This window comes from Methylomicrobium album BG8, from assembly GCF_000214275.2.
GTDB lineage: Bacteria > Pseudomonadota > Gammaproteobacteria > Methylococcales > Methylomonadaceae > Methylomicrobium > Methylomicrobium agile.
The window spans coordinates 3472279-3487205 of sequence record NZ_CM001475.1 but is presented as its reverse complement, the minus strand read 5'-3'; the positions used below and the strand labels follow the sequence as shown (position 1 = coordinate 3487205).

Annotated in this window: 16 protein-coding genes; 14 read left to right on the top strand and 2 right to left on the bottom strand. The window is 51.7% G+C overall.

Going from position 1 to position 14927, the window contains the following annotated elements:
- Positions 1–146 precede the first annotated feature (146 nt).
- Both tssH and METAL_RS15025 read left to right on the top strand, forming a co-directional pair.
- Positions 147–2831, top strand: a complete 2685-nt coding sequence (gene tssH / locus METAL_RS15030) for a type VI secretion system ATPase TssH (protein ID WP_005373608.1) — start codon at positions 147–149, stop codon at positions 2829–2831.
- Between the two features lie 373 nt (positions 2832–3204).
- Positions 3205–3909, top strand: coding sequence for a M35 family metallo-endopeptidase (locus tag METAL_RS15025; protein WP_005373602.1), 705 nt, complete (start codon positions 3205–3207; stop codon positions 3907–3909).
- A gap of 313 nt (positions 3910–4222) precedes the next feature.
- Here the strand turns inward: METAL_RS15025 and METAL_RS15020 are convergent, their stop codons facing one another.
- Complete coding sequence (locus METAL_RS15020) at positions 4223–4507, bottom strand: hypothetical protein (protein WP_005373601.1); 285 nt, start codon at positions 4505–4507, stop codon at positions 4223–4225.
- A complete protein-coding gene (locus METAL_RS15015; RefSeq protein ID WP_031429658.1) occupies positions 4500–4760 on the bottom strand; it encodes a hypothetical protein in 261 nt (86 codons plus the stop codon). Before METAL_RS15015 ends, METAL_RS15020 begins: the two co-directional genes overlap by 8 nt.
- A 269-nt stretch (positions 4761–5029) precedes the next feature.
- On the opposite strand from METAL_RS15015, the gene METAL_RS15010 reads away from it, so the two are divergent.
- From METAL_RS15010 to METAL_RS14965, 12 genes are all read left to right on the top strand, one after another.
- Positions 5030–5452 carry a papain-like cysteine protease family protein gene (locus METAL_RS15010; RefSeq protein ID WP_245549540.1) on the top strand — a complete coding sequence of 141 codons (423 nt, stop codon included), beginning with the start codon at positions 5030–5032 and terminating at the stop codon, positions 5450–5452.
- Between the two features lie 51 nt (positions 5453–5503).
- Complete coding sequence (locus METAL_RS15005) at positions 5504–6571, top strand: M35 family metalloendopeptidase (RefSeq protein ID WP_157203358.1); 1068 nt, start codon at positions 5504–5506, stop codon at positions 6569–6571.
- On the top strand, positions 6568–7014 hold the full coding sequence (locus tag METAL_RS15000; RefSeq protein WP_157203357.1) for a hypothetical protein: 447 nt from the start codon (positions 6568–6570) through the stop codon (positions 7012–7014). Before METAL_RS15005 ends, METAL_RS15000 begins: the two co-directional genes overlap by 4 nt.
- A 478-nt stretch (positions 7015–7492) precedes the next feature.
- Positions 7493–8302 carry a M35 family metalloendopeptidase gene (locus METAL_RS14995; protein ID WP_051040407.1) on the top strand — a complete coding sequence of 270 codons (810 nt, stop codon included), beginning with the start codon at positions 7493–7495 and terminating at the stop codon, positions 8300–8302.
- Positions 8215–8424: a M35 family metallo-endopeptidase gene (locus METAL_RS21670; protein WP_245549393.1), complete on the top strand. Its 210-nt coding sequence runs from the start codon at positions 8215–8217 to the stop codon at positions 8422–8424. The genes METAL_RS14995 and METAL_RS21670 overlap by 88 nt, the downstream gene beginning before the upstream one ends.
- Before the next feature lie 37 nt (positions 8425–8461).
- Entirely contained in the window at positions 8462–8677 is a 216-nt protein-coding gene (locus METAL_RS21665; RefSeq protein ID WP_245549392.1) for a hypothetical protein, read from the top strand.
- Between the two features lie 39 nt (positions 8678–8716).
- Positions 8717–8911 carry a hypothetical protein gene (locus tag METAL_RS21660; RefSeq protein WP_245549391.1) on the top strand — a complete coding sequence of 65 codons (195 nt, stop codon included), beginning with the start codon at positions 8717–8719 and terminating at the stop codon, positions 8909–8911.
- 794 nt (positions 8912–9705) lie between these two features.
- Positions 9706–10788: a M35 family metalloendopeptidase gene (locus tag METAL_RS14985; RefSeq protein ID WP_005373586.1), complete on the top strand. Its 1083-nt coding sequence runs from the start codon at positions 9706–9708 to the stop codon at positions 10786–10788.
- A 146-nt stretch (positions 10789–10934) separates the two neighbouring features.
- The gene (locus tag METAL_RS20110) at positions 10935–11288 is read left to right on the top strand and encodes a hypothetical protein (protein WP_157203356.1); all 354 of its coding nucleotides are present in this window, start codon (positions 10935–10937) and stop codon (positions 11286–11288) included.
- Positions 11289–11898: 610 nt separating this feature from the next.
- Positions 11899–12489, top strand: a complete 591-nt coding sequence (locus METAL_RS14975) for a DUF6931 family protein (protein ID WP_031429650.1) — start codon at positions 11899–11901, stop codon at positions 12487–12489.
- Positions 12490–12506: 17 nt separating this feature from the next.
- Positions 12507–12797 carry a PAAR domain-containing protein gene (locus METAL_RS14970; RefSeq protein ID WP_005373580.1) on the top strand — a complete coding sequence of 97 codons (291 nt, stop codon included), beginning with the start codon at positions 12507–12509 and terminating at the stop codon, positions 12795–12797.
- Positions 12798–12906: 109 nt separating this feature from the next.
- Complete coding sequence (locus METAL_RS14965) at positions 12907–14919, top strand: type VI secretion system Vgr family protein (RefSeq protein ID WP_005373578.1); 2013 nt, start codon at positions 12907–12909, stop codon at positions 14917–14919.
- Positions 14920–14927: the final 8 nt, after the last annotated feature.

Sequence of the window (14927 nt, the reverse complement as noted above, 5' to 3'; positions counted from 1 at the left end):
TTTTTTAAGAGAAATAAAAACAACCGCTTGCAAAATCGCCAAACACCTTCTTTCTGGGGGAAGCGTGTAAAGCACCGGTGTCGAGACCCGCGCTTTAAAGCCGGACGGCACACACTATAACAACAATCGATCAGCAGGAACGAGTCATGGCAGAAATAAGCCGAGTCAAATTATTTGGAAAGTTAAACCGGGTTTGCTACAAGGCCGTCGAAGGCGCGACCGTGTTCTGCAAACTCAGAGGCAACCCCTACGTCGAGCTGGTGCATTGGCTGAGCCAGCTCTTGCAATTGCCCGATTCCGATTTGCACCGCGTGCTCAAACATTACAGCCTCGACGCCTCGGTGCTGGCGCGCGACGTGACCAACGCACTCGACCGGTTGCCGCGCGGATCGACCGCGATCTCCGATTTTTCGCCGCACATCGCCGATTCGATCGAGCGCGGCTGGGTGTACGGTACGTTGATGTTCGGCGAAAGCCAAGTGCGCGGCGGCCACCTGTTGGTTGGCATCTTGAAAACCCCCACCCTGCGCAACCAATTGGTCGGCATTTCCCGCGAGTTCGAAAAAATCAAGCCCGACGTGCTCAGCGACGAATTGTCCAACATCGTGGCCGGTTCGCCCGAAGACGGCTTGGCCGCGAGCGACGGTTTTCAAGCCGGGGCGGCGCCCGGCGAGGCGAGCGGCGCGATCGCGCCGGCCGCGATGGGCAAACAGGAAGCGTTGAAGCAATTTACCGTCGATTTGACCGAACAGGCGCGGCGCGGCAAGATCGACCCGATCGTCGGCCGCGACGAAGAAATCCGTCAGGTGATCGACATTTTGATGCGCCGCCGGCAAAACAACCCGATTCTGACCGGCGAGGCCGGGGTCGGCAAAACGGCGGTCGTCGAAGGCTTCGCGCTCAAAATCGTTGCCGGCGACGTGCCGCCGTCGTTGAAAGACGTGACGCTCAGAACGTTGGATGTCGGCTTGCTGCAAGCCGGCGCGAGCATGAAAGGCGAGTTCGAGAACCGTCTGCGTCAAGTGATCGAAGAAGTGCAGTCGTCGCCGAAGCCGATCATTCTGTTCATCGACGAAGCGCACACCTTGGTCGGCGCGGGCGGCGCGGCCGGCACCGGCGATGCGGCGAACCTGTTGAAGCCGGCCTTGGCGCGCGGCGCGTTGCGCACGGTCGCGGCGACGACCTGGGCCGAATACAAGAAACACATCGAAAAAGACCCGGCGTTGACCCGCCGTTTTCAAGTCGTGCAAGTGCACGAACCGAGCGAGGAAAAAGCGATCCGCATGATGCGCGGCGTCGTCTCGGTGCAGGAAAAACACCATCAGGTCCTGGTGCTCGACGAGGCGCTCGAAGCGGCGGTCAAGCTCTCGCACCGCTATATTCCTGCTCGGCAATTGCCGGACAAAGCGGTCAGCCTGCTCGATACCGCTTGCGCGCGGGTCGGCATCAGCCAGCACGCGGTGCCGGCCGAGGTCGACGATTGCCGGAAGCGGATCGATGCGCTGAATACCGAGCTCGGCATCATCGGCCGCGAAAAAGCGGTCGGCATCGAGGTCGCCGGGCGTGAACAGGCGGCCAACGAAAAACTCGAAGCCGAAAAAGCCCGCCTTGCCGAGCTCGACACGCGCTGGCAAGCCGAAAAAGAATTGGTCGGCAAAATTCTCGATTTACGCGCGAAACTGCGCGCGGCTGGACACGAAGTCGACAAAACCGGCGTAGCGCCGGCCGAAGAGGCAAACGACCGCGAAGCGTTATTGGCGGAACTGAAAGATTTGCAGGAAAAACTGCACGAACAGCAGGGTGAAAATCCGTTGATTCTGCCGACCGTCGATCAGCACGCGGTTGGCGCGGTCGTGCAAGACTGGACCGGCATTCCGGTCGGGCGCATGGTCAAAAACGAAATCGAAACGGTGCTGAAATTGCCCGGCTTGCTCGAACAGCGCATCGTCGGCCAGCGTCATGCGCTCGAAATGATCGCCCGGCGCATTCAAACCTCGCGCGCGGGGCTCGACAACCCGAACAAGCCGATCGGCGTATTCATGCTGGCCGGCACTTCCGGCGTCGGCAAGACCGAAACCGCGTTGGCCTTGGCCGAAGTATTGTACGGCGGCGAGCAAAACGTGATCACGATCAACATGAGCGAATATCAAGAGGCGCATACTGTCTCGACCTTGAAAGGTGCGCCGCCTGGTTATGTCGGTTACGGCGAGGGCGGCGTGTTGACCGAAGCGGTGCGTCGCCGCCCGTACAGCGTAGTGTTGCTCGACGAAGTCGAAAAAGCGCATCCCGACGTACACGAAATTTTCTTCCAGGTGTTCGACAAAGGCTGGATGGAAGACGGCGAAGGCCGGGTGATCGACTTCAAGAACACGCTGATCCTATTGACCACGAACGCCGGCACCGACCTGATCGCGGGGCTGTGCAGCGACCCGGAACTGATGCCGGACCCGGAAGGCATCTCGAAAGCGCTCCGAGAGCCGCTTTTGAAAGTGTTTCCGCCGGCCTTGCTCGGCAGGCTGGTCGTGATTCCGTATTACCCGCTCAGCGACGAAATGATCGGCGCGATCGCCCGCCTGCAACTCGGCCGCATCAAGAAACGTATCGCCGAAAGCCACAAAGTGCCGTTCACGTATGACGACGAAGTGATCAAGCTGATCGCGAGCCGTTGCACCGAACTCGAAAGCGGCGGACGTATGATCGATGCCATCCTGACCAACACGGTGCTGCCCCGGATCAGCGAAGAGTTTTTAACCCGGATGATGGAAGGCAAGCCGATCGATCGGGTACATGTAAGCGTCGCGGATGGGGATTTTGGGTATGGGTTTGAATAAGCAACTCGCTTCATCGCCCGTTTTTTCCGTTCGATAACGAATCCGGGAGCTATCTATGCCGGAACCAGGTGTTTCTTTGGTTTGTTTAAGGAAAAATGATGGTGACGAGGAGATGCAGACAGATGCAGAGTTGCAAAGAAAACCTACAAAAATACCTTCGAGAATGCGCCTGCTCGAAAAAAAGGGCTGCCCGATTTTTTCGGGTATGCCATAGAGAAAACGATTCTTAATCGAATGGATTCGCACCAAGAGCTGACGAATAATCAAGGGTGGGTTCGAGTTTTGGAATAGTAAGAACCGAACCTGCCGGTTTTGCATCGGCGCTTCCCGAAACCACATCATACATAACCGAAACGCACAGAGGAGTCATCGAATGGCCAAGAAGCATCTGAACAAGAAGGAATTGGTTCACCCTTGTCTGTTGATCAAATACAGCGACCAGAATAAGCCCGACAAAGCTACCAAGAAGAAGCTGGTGGAGGCCGTGAAGTTATCGGCCGAGATCATGCGCGCCACCGTCTGGAAGATGGATCGCGTGGTGTTCTTTCAGCGTCCTGAAACCTATTTGACGGATATCGTAACCGAACACTTCCATTTGGGACAGCCGGGTGAAACCAAGTTTCAGCGGCTGCGCTACCTGAACAAGATCAGGGCGTGCATGTTGTCGACTTCATTTCACATCAACACGGGCATGTATCTGCTCGACATAGACGGAGGCAACCGCAAAACTATGGGTGGCTCTCCGCTCAGCGCGCAAGACGTGATTGACATGCCTTACATCGAAGGCTACGTGAGCACCCGGAAAGCGCTCTTCCTTGAGCTTGCCGGGCCGGTGCACGTGGCGTTCGATCTGGCGAAGCAATATTCCAGTCGCGGGCTGGCGCGTCTGATTATCCACGAAGCGACCCATTCATACTGGCATACCGACGACGTCTTTTACGGTCACGAAGGCGGCTACGCCACGATGACGCCGGATGAGTCGGTGCGTAACGCTGACAGCTTTGCTTATGCGGCCCTGTCGATTCACGCCAAGCAAGTGCAGACTTGGGCTACGCTTGACGCGAACGGCGACCATTAAGCGCCGAAAACGCGAGCAAAAAACCGAATGACGGCGACAGTTTTATCGCCGTCCGACGATCAGGAAGGCTGATAAGATGACCGCAATTTTGAAGCTGGATGGAGACCGCTGGCGTCAAAAACATGCCCGGCCTACAGCTCATTAACTTAACGGCATTGCCTACACACGGCGGTAGCCCTAAATCAACAGCTAAGTGAATAGAAATTAGATAAATGAAAGGGGAAAAGCGAGATAAATGGAAATGAAACGAAATGAAGAGGGATAAAACGGAACAAAAAATAAAAATAATTTCCGCAGAGCGAAAATAAAAAAATCAGCTTGTTTGATCCAAAATTCCGAGTGTTTTTATATCCACAAACGTATCACGATATTTGATCTCATCAAGATAATGAGGATCGTCTAAACGCGCTTCTTGGGCCGCCATACCGGCCTTGTCGCTTCGCAACTGATAAAGCTCCCATAAATGAAGCAGTCTATTATCATGATGCCGCGAACTATGCTGTTCATAATCTTGCCGTGATGAAAACGCATCACGAAACAAAATGAAAAACTCTTCTTGGGTAGCATGATGCGGAGCATCAAAAATAGACTCAATCATATTCTCTCCCTGCCAAATGCTTAATTTTGGTTTGAATGTGGTCTCGAAATTGAGGATATTTCGCAGCCAGTGTCTTGATCAGATCGTCTTGCATCGTCCACCAATTTGCATGCCGATCGATATGAAAGAAATTATCCATCACCTCAGAATCAATAACGAGAGTCACCGGATCCATCGCGCCAATCTCGACCAACAAATTCTTAAAAGTACCCGCACTTTTAGTATAACTCAGCTGGGTAGCCCGATGTTTCAATGCTTCCGGGCTCTGAAATGTCGGGCAGAAAAGCGCTGCCCGATCTACTCGGCTATTTGTAAGACCATAAGCCGCGCCACAGAATGTGCCGACGTAAGGAGGCGCATCGTTCGCGATCGATGCGCTTCGCTATCGTTCATCCGATGGCTTTTTTTGTAGATATAAACGACTGTAAATAAGAGGGCAAGCATGCTAATCGATGTCAACCACGAGGGTAAACTGAAGAAAGAAGGCTACGGTCAGTACAATACGGCAACGTGTTGGCTTTCGTGTTACCGTATGATTTACAAATGGCCGGCAAGGACGAATCGACGATTCCCGGTAAATTGACTGCTGCCGGTTTGGATTACAAGGAATTATGCAAGCGTGGCATCTATATTGAAGAATGGCCGGTTGCAGGTTCCGCGCTGAGAATGTGCGGTTGGGAAGGTCGTTTGGTCAAAGCGTGGGACGACGAACAGCTCGTTTATGTGTTGAAAGGCTACGGTCCCTTGTTTTTTACCTGGGATTACGGTTCTTCGGGGCATGCCTTGCTGATAGTGGGCTTCGAGGCCAAAATGAAAAAATTCAAGATTTACAACCCTTACAATCAATTTGAAGTCGGAACCGTCGATGTGGAGTGGGCTACCGCGTCTCAACTTCGCGAAAAACTGCATAAGGCGCGTTGGGCGCTTCAGGCGTGGTACGGATGACGAAACGCGCATGAGTATGGATCATGGAGTTGAATCGCATTATTATCGATTTTGCTGGAAAATATTCACTTTTTTAAACCATTTAAAATCGGAGGCGTTATGGATATCTTTACCGAGGTATACACCAAGATAATCGATATCTTGAAAACCAAGTCCCTCGATAGCAGTTGGTCCGATATCGAGGCGGAGCTGAAAGCGTTATGTGTCGATACCGGCCCAAACGCGGCAAAGAGCGAGGCTTTGAGCAAAGCCCGGAAAAAAATCGAAAGCGCGGCGGGTATTTTCGATCTCTTCAATCCCGGCAGCGCCCATGCGGGTGAAATTTTGAAAGCCGCCAAGTCCAGCACGACGGGTTTCCAGAACCGGGCGGCCACGCTTAAAACGTTTAAGCATGTGTATTTTGTAGCCAAAAAAGGTAACCAAAGCATTTGGGTGGTTGACCATCCCAAGACTTACACCCAATGGGCGTTTGACCAGTTCGATGGAAAGCAGCTAAAAAACGTCGAAACGATGTTGGCGGAAGAGGAGGAAACCTTCGGCGCTTCTCGTCGCAAAATGATGTCCGATGCATTGCAACTGGCGCGCAAATGGTCTATGGATATCGTGATCAAACTGGGCACCGCAGACGCAAGCACACTGGCTGTCGTCAAGCGTTGGTTTCATACCGACAGTGCAACTGAACAGGAAGTCAAAGCCACCGCGGCCGTTTTGCTGGACGGCTATAAAAAAATCGAAGCGGTCTGCAACTCCACGACCGTTATTTTTTCAGACAGGCCTCATAAGCGGGCCGATAAGGACTGGAACGATACGACTTTTGCGTCGGTCCGCGCGGACGACACTCTGCCGGTCATCTACATTTTTCAGGCTTTCCTGGACGCAGGAAAGCGTACCTTTTTCGGTAACATCCCGAAACTATGGCTGTGTGCGTTGACGGTGGTGCATGAGTTGTCGCATAAAAAAGTCCATACCGACGACATAAGATACGACTATGACGGTCTCAAACCGGGCAGCGGTATCAGTCCGGCAAATGCAATCAAAAATGCCGACAGTTGGGCGTATTTTGGCGCAGATTTAGTTGGCGTCCTGTCCGAGGCCACCGTTAAAAACGTTTTGAAATGAACGCGGTCGATTTTATTCGCATTTGCTGCGGCGTTGGTATGTTGTCAATGGCTTTGTCCGCCTGCGCCAATGATCCTATTCCCCAAACACAGCCCAAAGAGGTAGTCCCTATGGAAGAAAAAGCCAAACGAAAGGCACCGAAGCCTGTTGATCCAGTAGAGATCGATCACATCCGCTACGAAGTCGTGCGCGGTGCGAAGTCACGCGGCTTCGATCAGAATGGCGGTGTCATCGCCGCCATCGATATGACCAAAAACGAAGAATTATGGACCCTGGTTGTCTATCGAACGGTCTACGACCCCAACGAAGAGAAGGATGTGCAGGAGGTCCATATCACCGACATGACTGCCAGCCCGGATAAAAGTCAGTTACGCATCGAAAACGAAGCGCATAAAATCTACTTGCTCGACCTGAGGACACGGGACGTCACGGAAGAAAAATAATCGACCGATACAGTTTCCAGCATTGGCTTCGATTGAAGTGTCGAGCGATGAAACGCCGCTCGACCTACTTTGCCGGGAATCGGCGGCGAGTTTTACAGGTGGATGATGCCAAGTAGGCGGTGCGAACGATCGGTGGATGTGTAGATGTGGGTAATGGATTTGAATGATGTAAACGGTATTGCGAACGAAAACGCCACGTTAAGTACGTTCGTGTTGCATTGGCCGTTGTCGATGCAATGGAACGACGAACGGTTTTTCGAGTTTTGCCAAGCCAACAACGCATGCGCATCAAGCGCGGCGCTTTAGGAGGCGGGGGGAAGGAAACCGGTTCGAGAAATACCCGTCTAACCAGGCATACGATATTCATTTGAACAATTCGATTAGGTATGAAAGATGAAAATATTTACCGAAGCCTATAAAAAAGCAAAAGAATATAGTCGACACCAAAGAGTTTTCATCTCCTGATTGGCAGAAGTTTTTGAAGGACGAGGCACAAATAGCGAGTCTGTTCGGGCCTGATGGCTTTAGTTCTGCCCACTTTAAAACTCCCGATAAGGTAAGAGATAAAATTTACTCGCAAACGTCTTATGCAATCGTTCGTTTTTTCGGCGCGGGAAAAACGAGCGGTGACGTGATTTACGAGGCGGCAAACAATACCGCCAGCCCGACGGCAGTGAATGACCGCGCCGCGACGTTGAAATTCGTCAAGCATTTATACCGAGCTAAAAAACGCGGGGCACAAGACGTTTGGATTTACTCGCCGCCGAGTGAGCATGCGGGTTGGATTTTCGACGAGATCACCGGCAATAAAGAAACCGTGATAGCCAAGTTGAACAAGGAGGCGGAGCTTTTCTCCGAGACTGACAAGAACAGCATGTGTTCGGCGCTTGCGTTGGCGCTCAAGATATTCGAGGATACCAAGATAAAGCTTGCAGATAACAACGAAACGACCAAAAGTTTTGTAAAACGCTGGTTTATGGATGAGGATTGCGGCGACACCGAAATTAACGAGGCGATTGCTAAATTGTCTGATGGATTCAAGAGAATCGCGGTTTGCTGTAATTCAAATACCTTGGTTTTTACGGATTATCCCGATTGGCGAGACCGTAGAAACACGCTGATGGGGGGAGCGATTCCAGGCGGGGGCCGATTATTTATATTGAAGGCGCTTTTACCGACCTGGCGAACAGAAGCGGGAATTTGTGGACCTGTGCGAGAACCATTATCCATGAGTTCTCACATCATGAGATTCGTACCGAGGATCATCGATACAGGCATCAAGGGTTGAAGCCCAATAAGTCGAATTTGCCTTATACAAAAACGATCACCAATGCGGATAGTTGGGCCTGTTTTGCCGTAGATTTGGCGGGCTATATGCCCGAGTCCGATAGGAATAGCTTTCTTAAATGATATGCTCGGATGGAGGCTTTTTCTTATGTCTTCATTTATGATGAGACAAACTGTCTTTTTAAAATTGACAGCCCTTATAATTATCTGTGTGCATATGAACTATGCGTATGCAGGACAAGATGCCAAAATGGCGCCTAAAAATTCAAAAGAGGTTAATGTGATGATGCAAGCAGATAGGATTCCACCGGCTAATGTATCGCCCATTATTATAGAGGGTATTAGATATGAAGTCATTCATTGGGGAAAAGATTGAGGTTTATGACAGAACGGAGGTTATATCTCGGCCATTGAGATGGCTAGCGGGAAAGAGCTGTGGGTATTAAAGATTTATGATGTGACCTATGATCCAGGCATGGAGAAAGATGTTCAAGATATCTTTATTAAATCCATGTCAAAACCCTTTTTTAGCAAAAAACTAAAAATTGTTGATGAGAAGGGGCGAAAATTCATCGTTGATATCACCAATCGCTCAGTGCGGCAGGAGTAACAGGGGCGTTTCAGAACTCAACTCTCGCGAGCCCGGTAGGGTGGGCAAACTGACTTACCTCGTTTTCAATATTGGGGCTTTGTCAGCGTTCGTGAGCCCTACAAGCGCAGCGTAGGCGGAAGCTATTATTTGACCCAATGCTAATTTCCAAGATACGTGAATCACTTGAAATGCGGAAACGTCAAGCGTGTGGCCGATTGACCGTATTCCACCTTTCATCGACATGTCGCGAATGGCATTTTTTCTATGGATTGGTGTGGTATTTAAATGATGCGTTTGATGGCGATGAATAAAATTTATTTTCGGAGATTAGCATAGCCCATTTCCGCAAAATCGGAACACGCAATCAGCCAGGGTTCGATACCGGCTCGAGCCGACAATTATTGCCTCGTGGTCAAGAGACAAATTTTTACCTTGTCGCTGGACCCGATCTTTCCATCCAAGTGGATGATGAAGCAGTCGCGAGGGTGTTTAGCGGTTCAGGTGATCATTTGGTTGAAAATGTTAAGGTTTACCCCTACCGAATAGATTATGCACCCGAATCAAAAATGCGCTAACAGTGCTGAGAGAATACAACGATAGATCAGTCATCTGGCTTGGCTCTCTTCCACGATCACAGGGCGAACGCCAAAATGGAACATCCGGCCGTGGATGCCGAAAGTTAATTCTTGGAAGCCCTTTATTTCTTTATGAAGAATATTTATACTGAAATATATTTATACTAATAAAGCGCACAACGGGGTTTGCTGGTTTTCATACGGTAAACGATTTATGCGATAGCCTTGGATGCCGATATGTCACACAGTTTTTCCAAAGAATATGAAGCGGCGCGCGACAGCATTTGCAACGGCGCTTTTCCTGCCGACAAGTCAGTTGATGATCTGATCAAAAAGCTGAAAAAATTGCTCGCTTCCGATGGCTTCGATGACGCCAGTTCGGATGCGCTCGAGCTGCTCAGAAAAGAGATCATGACCTTCTCGCTGAGCCGTGTGGTGCTCGGAACCAGTTCCGGAGAAGCCGCGAAAATTCTCGGAATGGCCGGCGCCTACGATACCGCGAAAAAATTCAGCGGTAATGCCGTTCTGGTACAGCGCGCGAGCGCGCTGAAACTGCTGCGCCACAGTTACTTCATTTCGAAAACCGGCGCCAAAAGCCTCTGGGTGATTTCAGTGCCGAAAGGGTATACCGATTGGCCAAGCCTTGAGCTGAAACCGTTGGCCAGCGACGAAACGCGGTTAAAAGACAACCTAGGCAAAGTTCGCGAATATTTCAGTTCGTCGCAAAAGAAACACATGCACGAAGGCGCTCAGTTTGCGCTGGCGTGGGTGCAAAAAACATTGATAGTTCTCGCGAATGCCGGCAAGGACAAAGGCGAATCAATGACACTGGTCAAACGCTGGTTCAAAACCAAGGGCACGTCCGACACCGATTTGACGTCGATTGTCAGCGAGCTGACTGCGGGCTTCAAAAAAGTTCAGGGGGTGCTTAACGGCAACCGTTTGATCTTTACCGATAACCCGCCGGATCGCGGCACCGCGGACGAAACTAACACTGAAGCTTTCGTCTGGAGCGGCGGTTGGAAGGACAGTTTGAAAGTCGTTTACATCGAAAAGGGATTTTTTGCCCGTGGCGCGAACGTGTTGTCCGGGCGCAATAATTGGGCGCGCATCATCATCCATGAGCTGACGCACAGCGAGTTGGATACGAAAGACTACCCGCGCGACAATTCTTACGGTTGGCAGGGCATCAATCCGATGGACCCGAAATTCAATGGCAACAAGGCGATTACGAATGCCGAAAACTGGGCTTACTTCGCCGCCGATTGTGCGAATGCACTGTCCGATAGCGAACGCAAGACGGCATTGAAAACGCCGTAAAGGAGGCGTTCATGCGGATTGTTAGTTTCATGCTCGCCGCGCTGTTCATGTGCCGGAGCCTGCCAGGAGAGGCCGGCGTTTCCGCCAACCAGCCGGCACCTTTCGCTCCTTCCGTTTTTTCAACAGAATCTCACGAGGTACTCATCATGACCGATGCTTCAGACGGCCGCCCTATACGTTCATCCAGCCGGATTCGCGCCCCCGAGGTTGCGCCGGTCGTGCACCAGGGCATACGCTACGAACAAATCAAGGCTCCTTCGTCAAAGGGATTACCGCCGGGGGGCTACGTCAGCGCGACCGAGGTCGCGACGGGTAAACGCGTGTGGCTCGCCAAAGTTTACGATACCGCACTCGATTCGAACCGCGAGACCGACGTGCAGATCGTTTTTTTCAAAAGCCTTGTGTTAAACCAGGGCGGCGATGCGCTGCTGATCGAAGACGAAAAACAACGCAAATATCGGGTTTCGCTGGTGGACGGAGCGGTCCAATCCGTTCCGTGAAGAACGGATTAGACTTTTGAGAAAGGAGAACGAGGCACCTCTTCGTCCCCAAGCGAATGGGATATGATCGGTTCATCCTGGGATTCAGTTTAACCGTCAGTAACAGATGCACAAAGACGGTAAAATTCGAAGTGCTAAAAGCTATACGCCGTTCTGTCGGAGCTGGAGTTCGAAATCATCCGTAAAGCATTGAACGATGCGATCGGCTTCGACATGGATCAACACGGCGGAGGTTCAGTTCGCTGGGCATGGCGACGAATCGATTAAGGTGTCATGCCGGACGGCCCCGCCTTTGCAATATTCAATTCTCGGTAATGCCGAAGCGGTGCAACGTCGATATATGGATCTAAACCGTAATTGATCGCCAAAATAGGAAAGGATGCTTTGGGCGATAAGAGCCGTTGGTTCTGGTATGACGATCATGGCAATCTATTTCTGCCGGAACTGACAGGACCGTCCGGAAGTAGTCTAAAGAAACGCCATCTGGTCATAGCTTGCCGCTTGATTTCATGTTAAAGTCGGCTCTTTCATTTACTGCCGATATCGCATGCGACGGCATGGAGTCAGTGCGCGCTGCGGGAGTTCGAAAGACAAGGGGCAAGAAGAACAAATGGCCGGTTTTGACGTATTGAAGAAAGTTGTTTCACCGAAAGCTGCGGCGCTTTGTCAGGACATCGACCTCGATCCGGCGGCGGTGCAGTGTCTTGCGAGTGACCCCTCGCCGGTTGAATTTCTGAATGCTTTGTTTGAACGCGAGTCTTACCCCGACGCGGTACGTTTTCTGGCGCGCGTGCTGCCCAAACGGGAAGCGGCATGGTGGGCGTGTATTTGTACGCGCGGCGTGCTGGGTCCGGAGGCGCCACCGGTAGCCGTCCAAGCACTTGCAGCGGCGGAACAATGGGTATACAAGCCGACGGAGGCCAATCGCAGGCTGGCCGAGGCGGCGGCACAGGCCACGGCTTTCGACAGTCCTGCCTCCTGGGCGGCGATGGCGGCGTTTTGGAGCGAGGGCAGCATGGTACCTGAAGATGCCCCGGCGGTGCCGCCGGCGGATAATTTGACGGCCAAGGCGGTCGCGGGTGCGGTGATGCTGGCGGCCGTGATTGGGCAACCGGCGTCGATCCAGGAAAAATACCGTTTCTTTTTGACCCAGGGCGTCGACATAGCGAACGGCGGCAATGGGCGTCCCTGGCAAGGTTGATTTGGAGGCTATAAACGATGGGCCAGCCTGCGGCACGTGTTTCTGATATGCATGTTTGTCCGATGTTTGACGGTCCTAAACCGCATGTCGGGGGGCCAATTTTGCCGCCGGGAGAACTGACGGTGCTGATTGGCAAACTGCCTGCGGCAAGAGTCGGCGACATGGCAACCTGCGTAGGCCCTCCGGATGCGATTGTTCTGGGATCTTTCACCGTATTTATCGGTGGCATGCCGGCCGCCCGAATGGGAGATTCGACCGCCCATGGGGGAATGATTGTTTTGGGGTATCCCACGGTTTTGATCGGCTAATAAATAACAACAAATAACGCAGTGAATTCCGGGAAATATCAAATGGCTCGTTTTAGTGGGGCCGTTATAGTCCATTGACAAATTAAAGCCGAATTGATCAGGAATTGTTATGCCCATTTCTCAAGCAGGCCGTGTGGCTTCGGTTACAACACCGCTACCTGAAAACGATTTATTTCTGTGGCGCGTATCCGGCAGCGAGCAGCTGAGCCGGTTGTTCGAATACGAACTGGACCTGCTCAGCGAAAAAAATAATATTAATTTAAAGCCTTTGCTCGGCAAGAGCATGACCATCAAGTTGAACCTTCTGGACGAAGCCGGGCAGCGCTCGATCAATGGCATGGTGATCCGGGCCAGTCGGTGTGGGATGATGGGCCGATTTTATCATTACCGGGCTACGCTCAGGCCCAAGGCCTGGTTATTGACGCGGCGCAGCAATTGCCGAATCATGCCCACCCTGAAGACCGTGCCGGAGATCGTCAAACTGATCCTCGAAGAGCACGGAGTTTCGGAGGTTGAACTGAAACTTTCCCACGAATATTCGAAACGCGAATATTGCGTCCAATACCGCGAATCCGATTTTGATTTTATCAGCCGCCTGATGGAGGACGAGGGGATCTATTACTATTTCGATCATGGCAATACGAGCCATACTTTGATGCTCTGTGACTCAGTATCCTCACAAAAAAGCGCTCCGGTTAATGCCAATATTTTGTATTTTCCCCAAGCCAACGAAAATCGCCGCAAGGAAGGGCACATATACGAATGGAGTTTGAGCCAAGAAATACAGCCGGGAAATTACGAATTGGACGACTTCGATTTTGAGGCGCCGAGCACTGATTTAACCTCCAAGTCATCCAATCCTGGAGCGCACTCTGAAGGGAGTAAAGAAGTTTACGATTATCCGGGGGGCTATAAAAAGAAGCCCGAGGGCGAACACTACTCTAAAGTACGCCTGGAAGAGTTGCGCAGCCAGTTCGAACAAATCTCCGCGCGCGGGAACGCACGTCAGCTCGCGGCCGGGATGAAATTCACCCTGGTCGATTTTCCGGTAGCCGACCAAAATCGCGAATACGTAATCGTTTCCTCGGATCTTCGGATTCAGAACAACGGTTACGAATCGGATGGAATCAGCGATTGTGCCGAGGAATACGAGTGCGCTTACCGCGTGCTTCCTGCCAAAGCGGAAAACCAATACCGGCCGGTCCGCCTGACTCCTATCCCGGTCGTGCAGGGCGTACAGACCGCTATCGTGGTCGGTAAATCCGGAGAGGAAATTTACACTGACAAATACGGACGGATTAAAGTCCAGTTTCATTGGGACCGAGAGGGTAAAAAGGATGAAAACAGTTCCTGTTGGGTGCGCGTCGCCCAGATCTGGGCCGGTAAAAACTGGGGCGCGATCCATATTCCGCGTGTCGGCCAGGAAGTGATCGTTGATTTTTTGGAAGGCAATCCCGATCGGCCGATCGTTACAGGGGCAGTCTATAATGCCGACCAGATGCCGCCGTACGAACTTGAGGCGAACAAAACCCAAAGCGGGATAAAATCCCGCAGCAGCAAAGGGGCAGGGGCGGAGAATTTCAATGAAATCCGTTTCGAAGACAAAAAAGGCGAAGAAGAGCTTTATATTCATGCCGAAAAAAACTTCACACGGATTGTCGAGAACAACGACGTGCAAAAGATCGGCTTCGATAAGAAAGACGCCGGCGATCAAGCCATTGATATCTACAATCACCGGACTGTTACGTTGGATCAGGGTAACGACAGCCTGACGGTAAAAACGGGCAACCGGACGGTCAGCGTCGATACCGGCAATCACGAACTGACGGTGAAAACCGGAAATCGCTCTGCCAGCATCGACACCGGGAATGACAGCGTGAAGGTCAAAACAGGCAACCGTACGGTAAAGGTCGATCTCGGCAGCATCGAAGAAGAGGCCATGCAGTCGATCGAACTGAAGGTTGGCCAGAACAGCATAACGATCGATCAGAAAGGGATTACCTTGAAGGGCATCATGATCACGATAGAAGGACAGGTTAAGACCGATCTCAAAAGCCCGATGACCACCGTTAACGGCGACGGTATACTAACCATGAAGGGTGGAATCGTAATGATCAATTGATCTCCTTT

What these genes read in the sequence shown, in the direction of transcription:
- tssH (WP_005373608.1), top strand. Translation starts at nt 147, where the DNA reads ATGGCAGAAATAAGCCGAGTCAAATTATTTGGAAAGTTAAACCGGGTT.
- METAL_RS15025 (WP_005373602.1), top strand. Translation starts at nt 3,205, where the DNA reads ATGGCCAAGAAGCATCTGAACAAGAAGGAATTGGTTCACCCTTGTCTG.
- METAL_RS15020 (WP_005373601.1), bottom strand. Translation starts at nt 4,507, where the DNA reads ATGATTGAGTCTATTTTTGATGCTCCGCATCATGCTACCCAAGAAGAG.
- METAL_RS15000 (WP_157203357.1), top strand. Translation starts at nt 6,568, where the DNA reads ATGAACGCGGTCGATTTTATTCGCATTTGCTGCGGCGTTGGTATGTTG.
- METAL_RS21665 (WP_245549392.1), top strand. Translation starts at nt 8,462, where the DNA reads ATGATGAGACAAACTGTCTTTTTAAAATTGACAGCCCTTATAATTATC.
- METAL_RS21660 (WP_245549391.1), top strand. Translation starts at nt 8,717, where the DNA reads ATGGCTAGCGGGAAAGAGCTGTGGGTATTAAAGATTTATGATGTGACC.
- METAL_RS14985 (WP_005373586.1), top strand. Translation starts at nt 9,706, where the DNA reads ATGTCACACAGTTTTTCCAAAGAATATGAAGCGGCGCGCGACAGCATT.
- METAL_RS20110 (WP_157203356.1), top strand. Translation starts at nt 10,935, where the DNA reads ATGACCGATGCTTCAGACGGCCGCCCTATACGTTCATCCAGCCGGATT.
- METAL_RS14975 (WP_031429650.1), top strand. Translation starts at nt 11,899, where the DNA reads ATGGCCGGTTTTGACGTATTGAAGAAAGTTGTTTCACCGAAAGCTGCG.
- METAL_RS14970 (WP_005373580.1), top strand. Translation starts at nt 12,507, where the DNA reads ATGGGCCAGCCTGCGGCACGTGTTTCTGATATGCATGTTTGTCCGATG.
- METAL_RS14965 (WP_005373578.1), top strand. Translation starts at nt 12,907, where the DNA reads ATGCCCATTTCTCAAGCAGGCCGTGTGGCTTCGGTTACAACACCGCTA.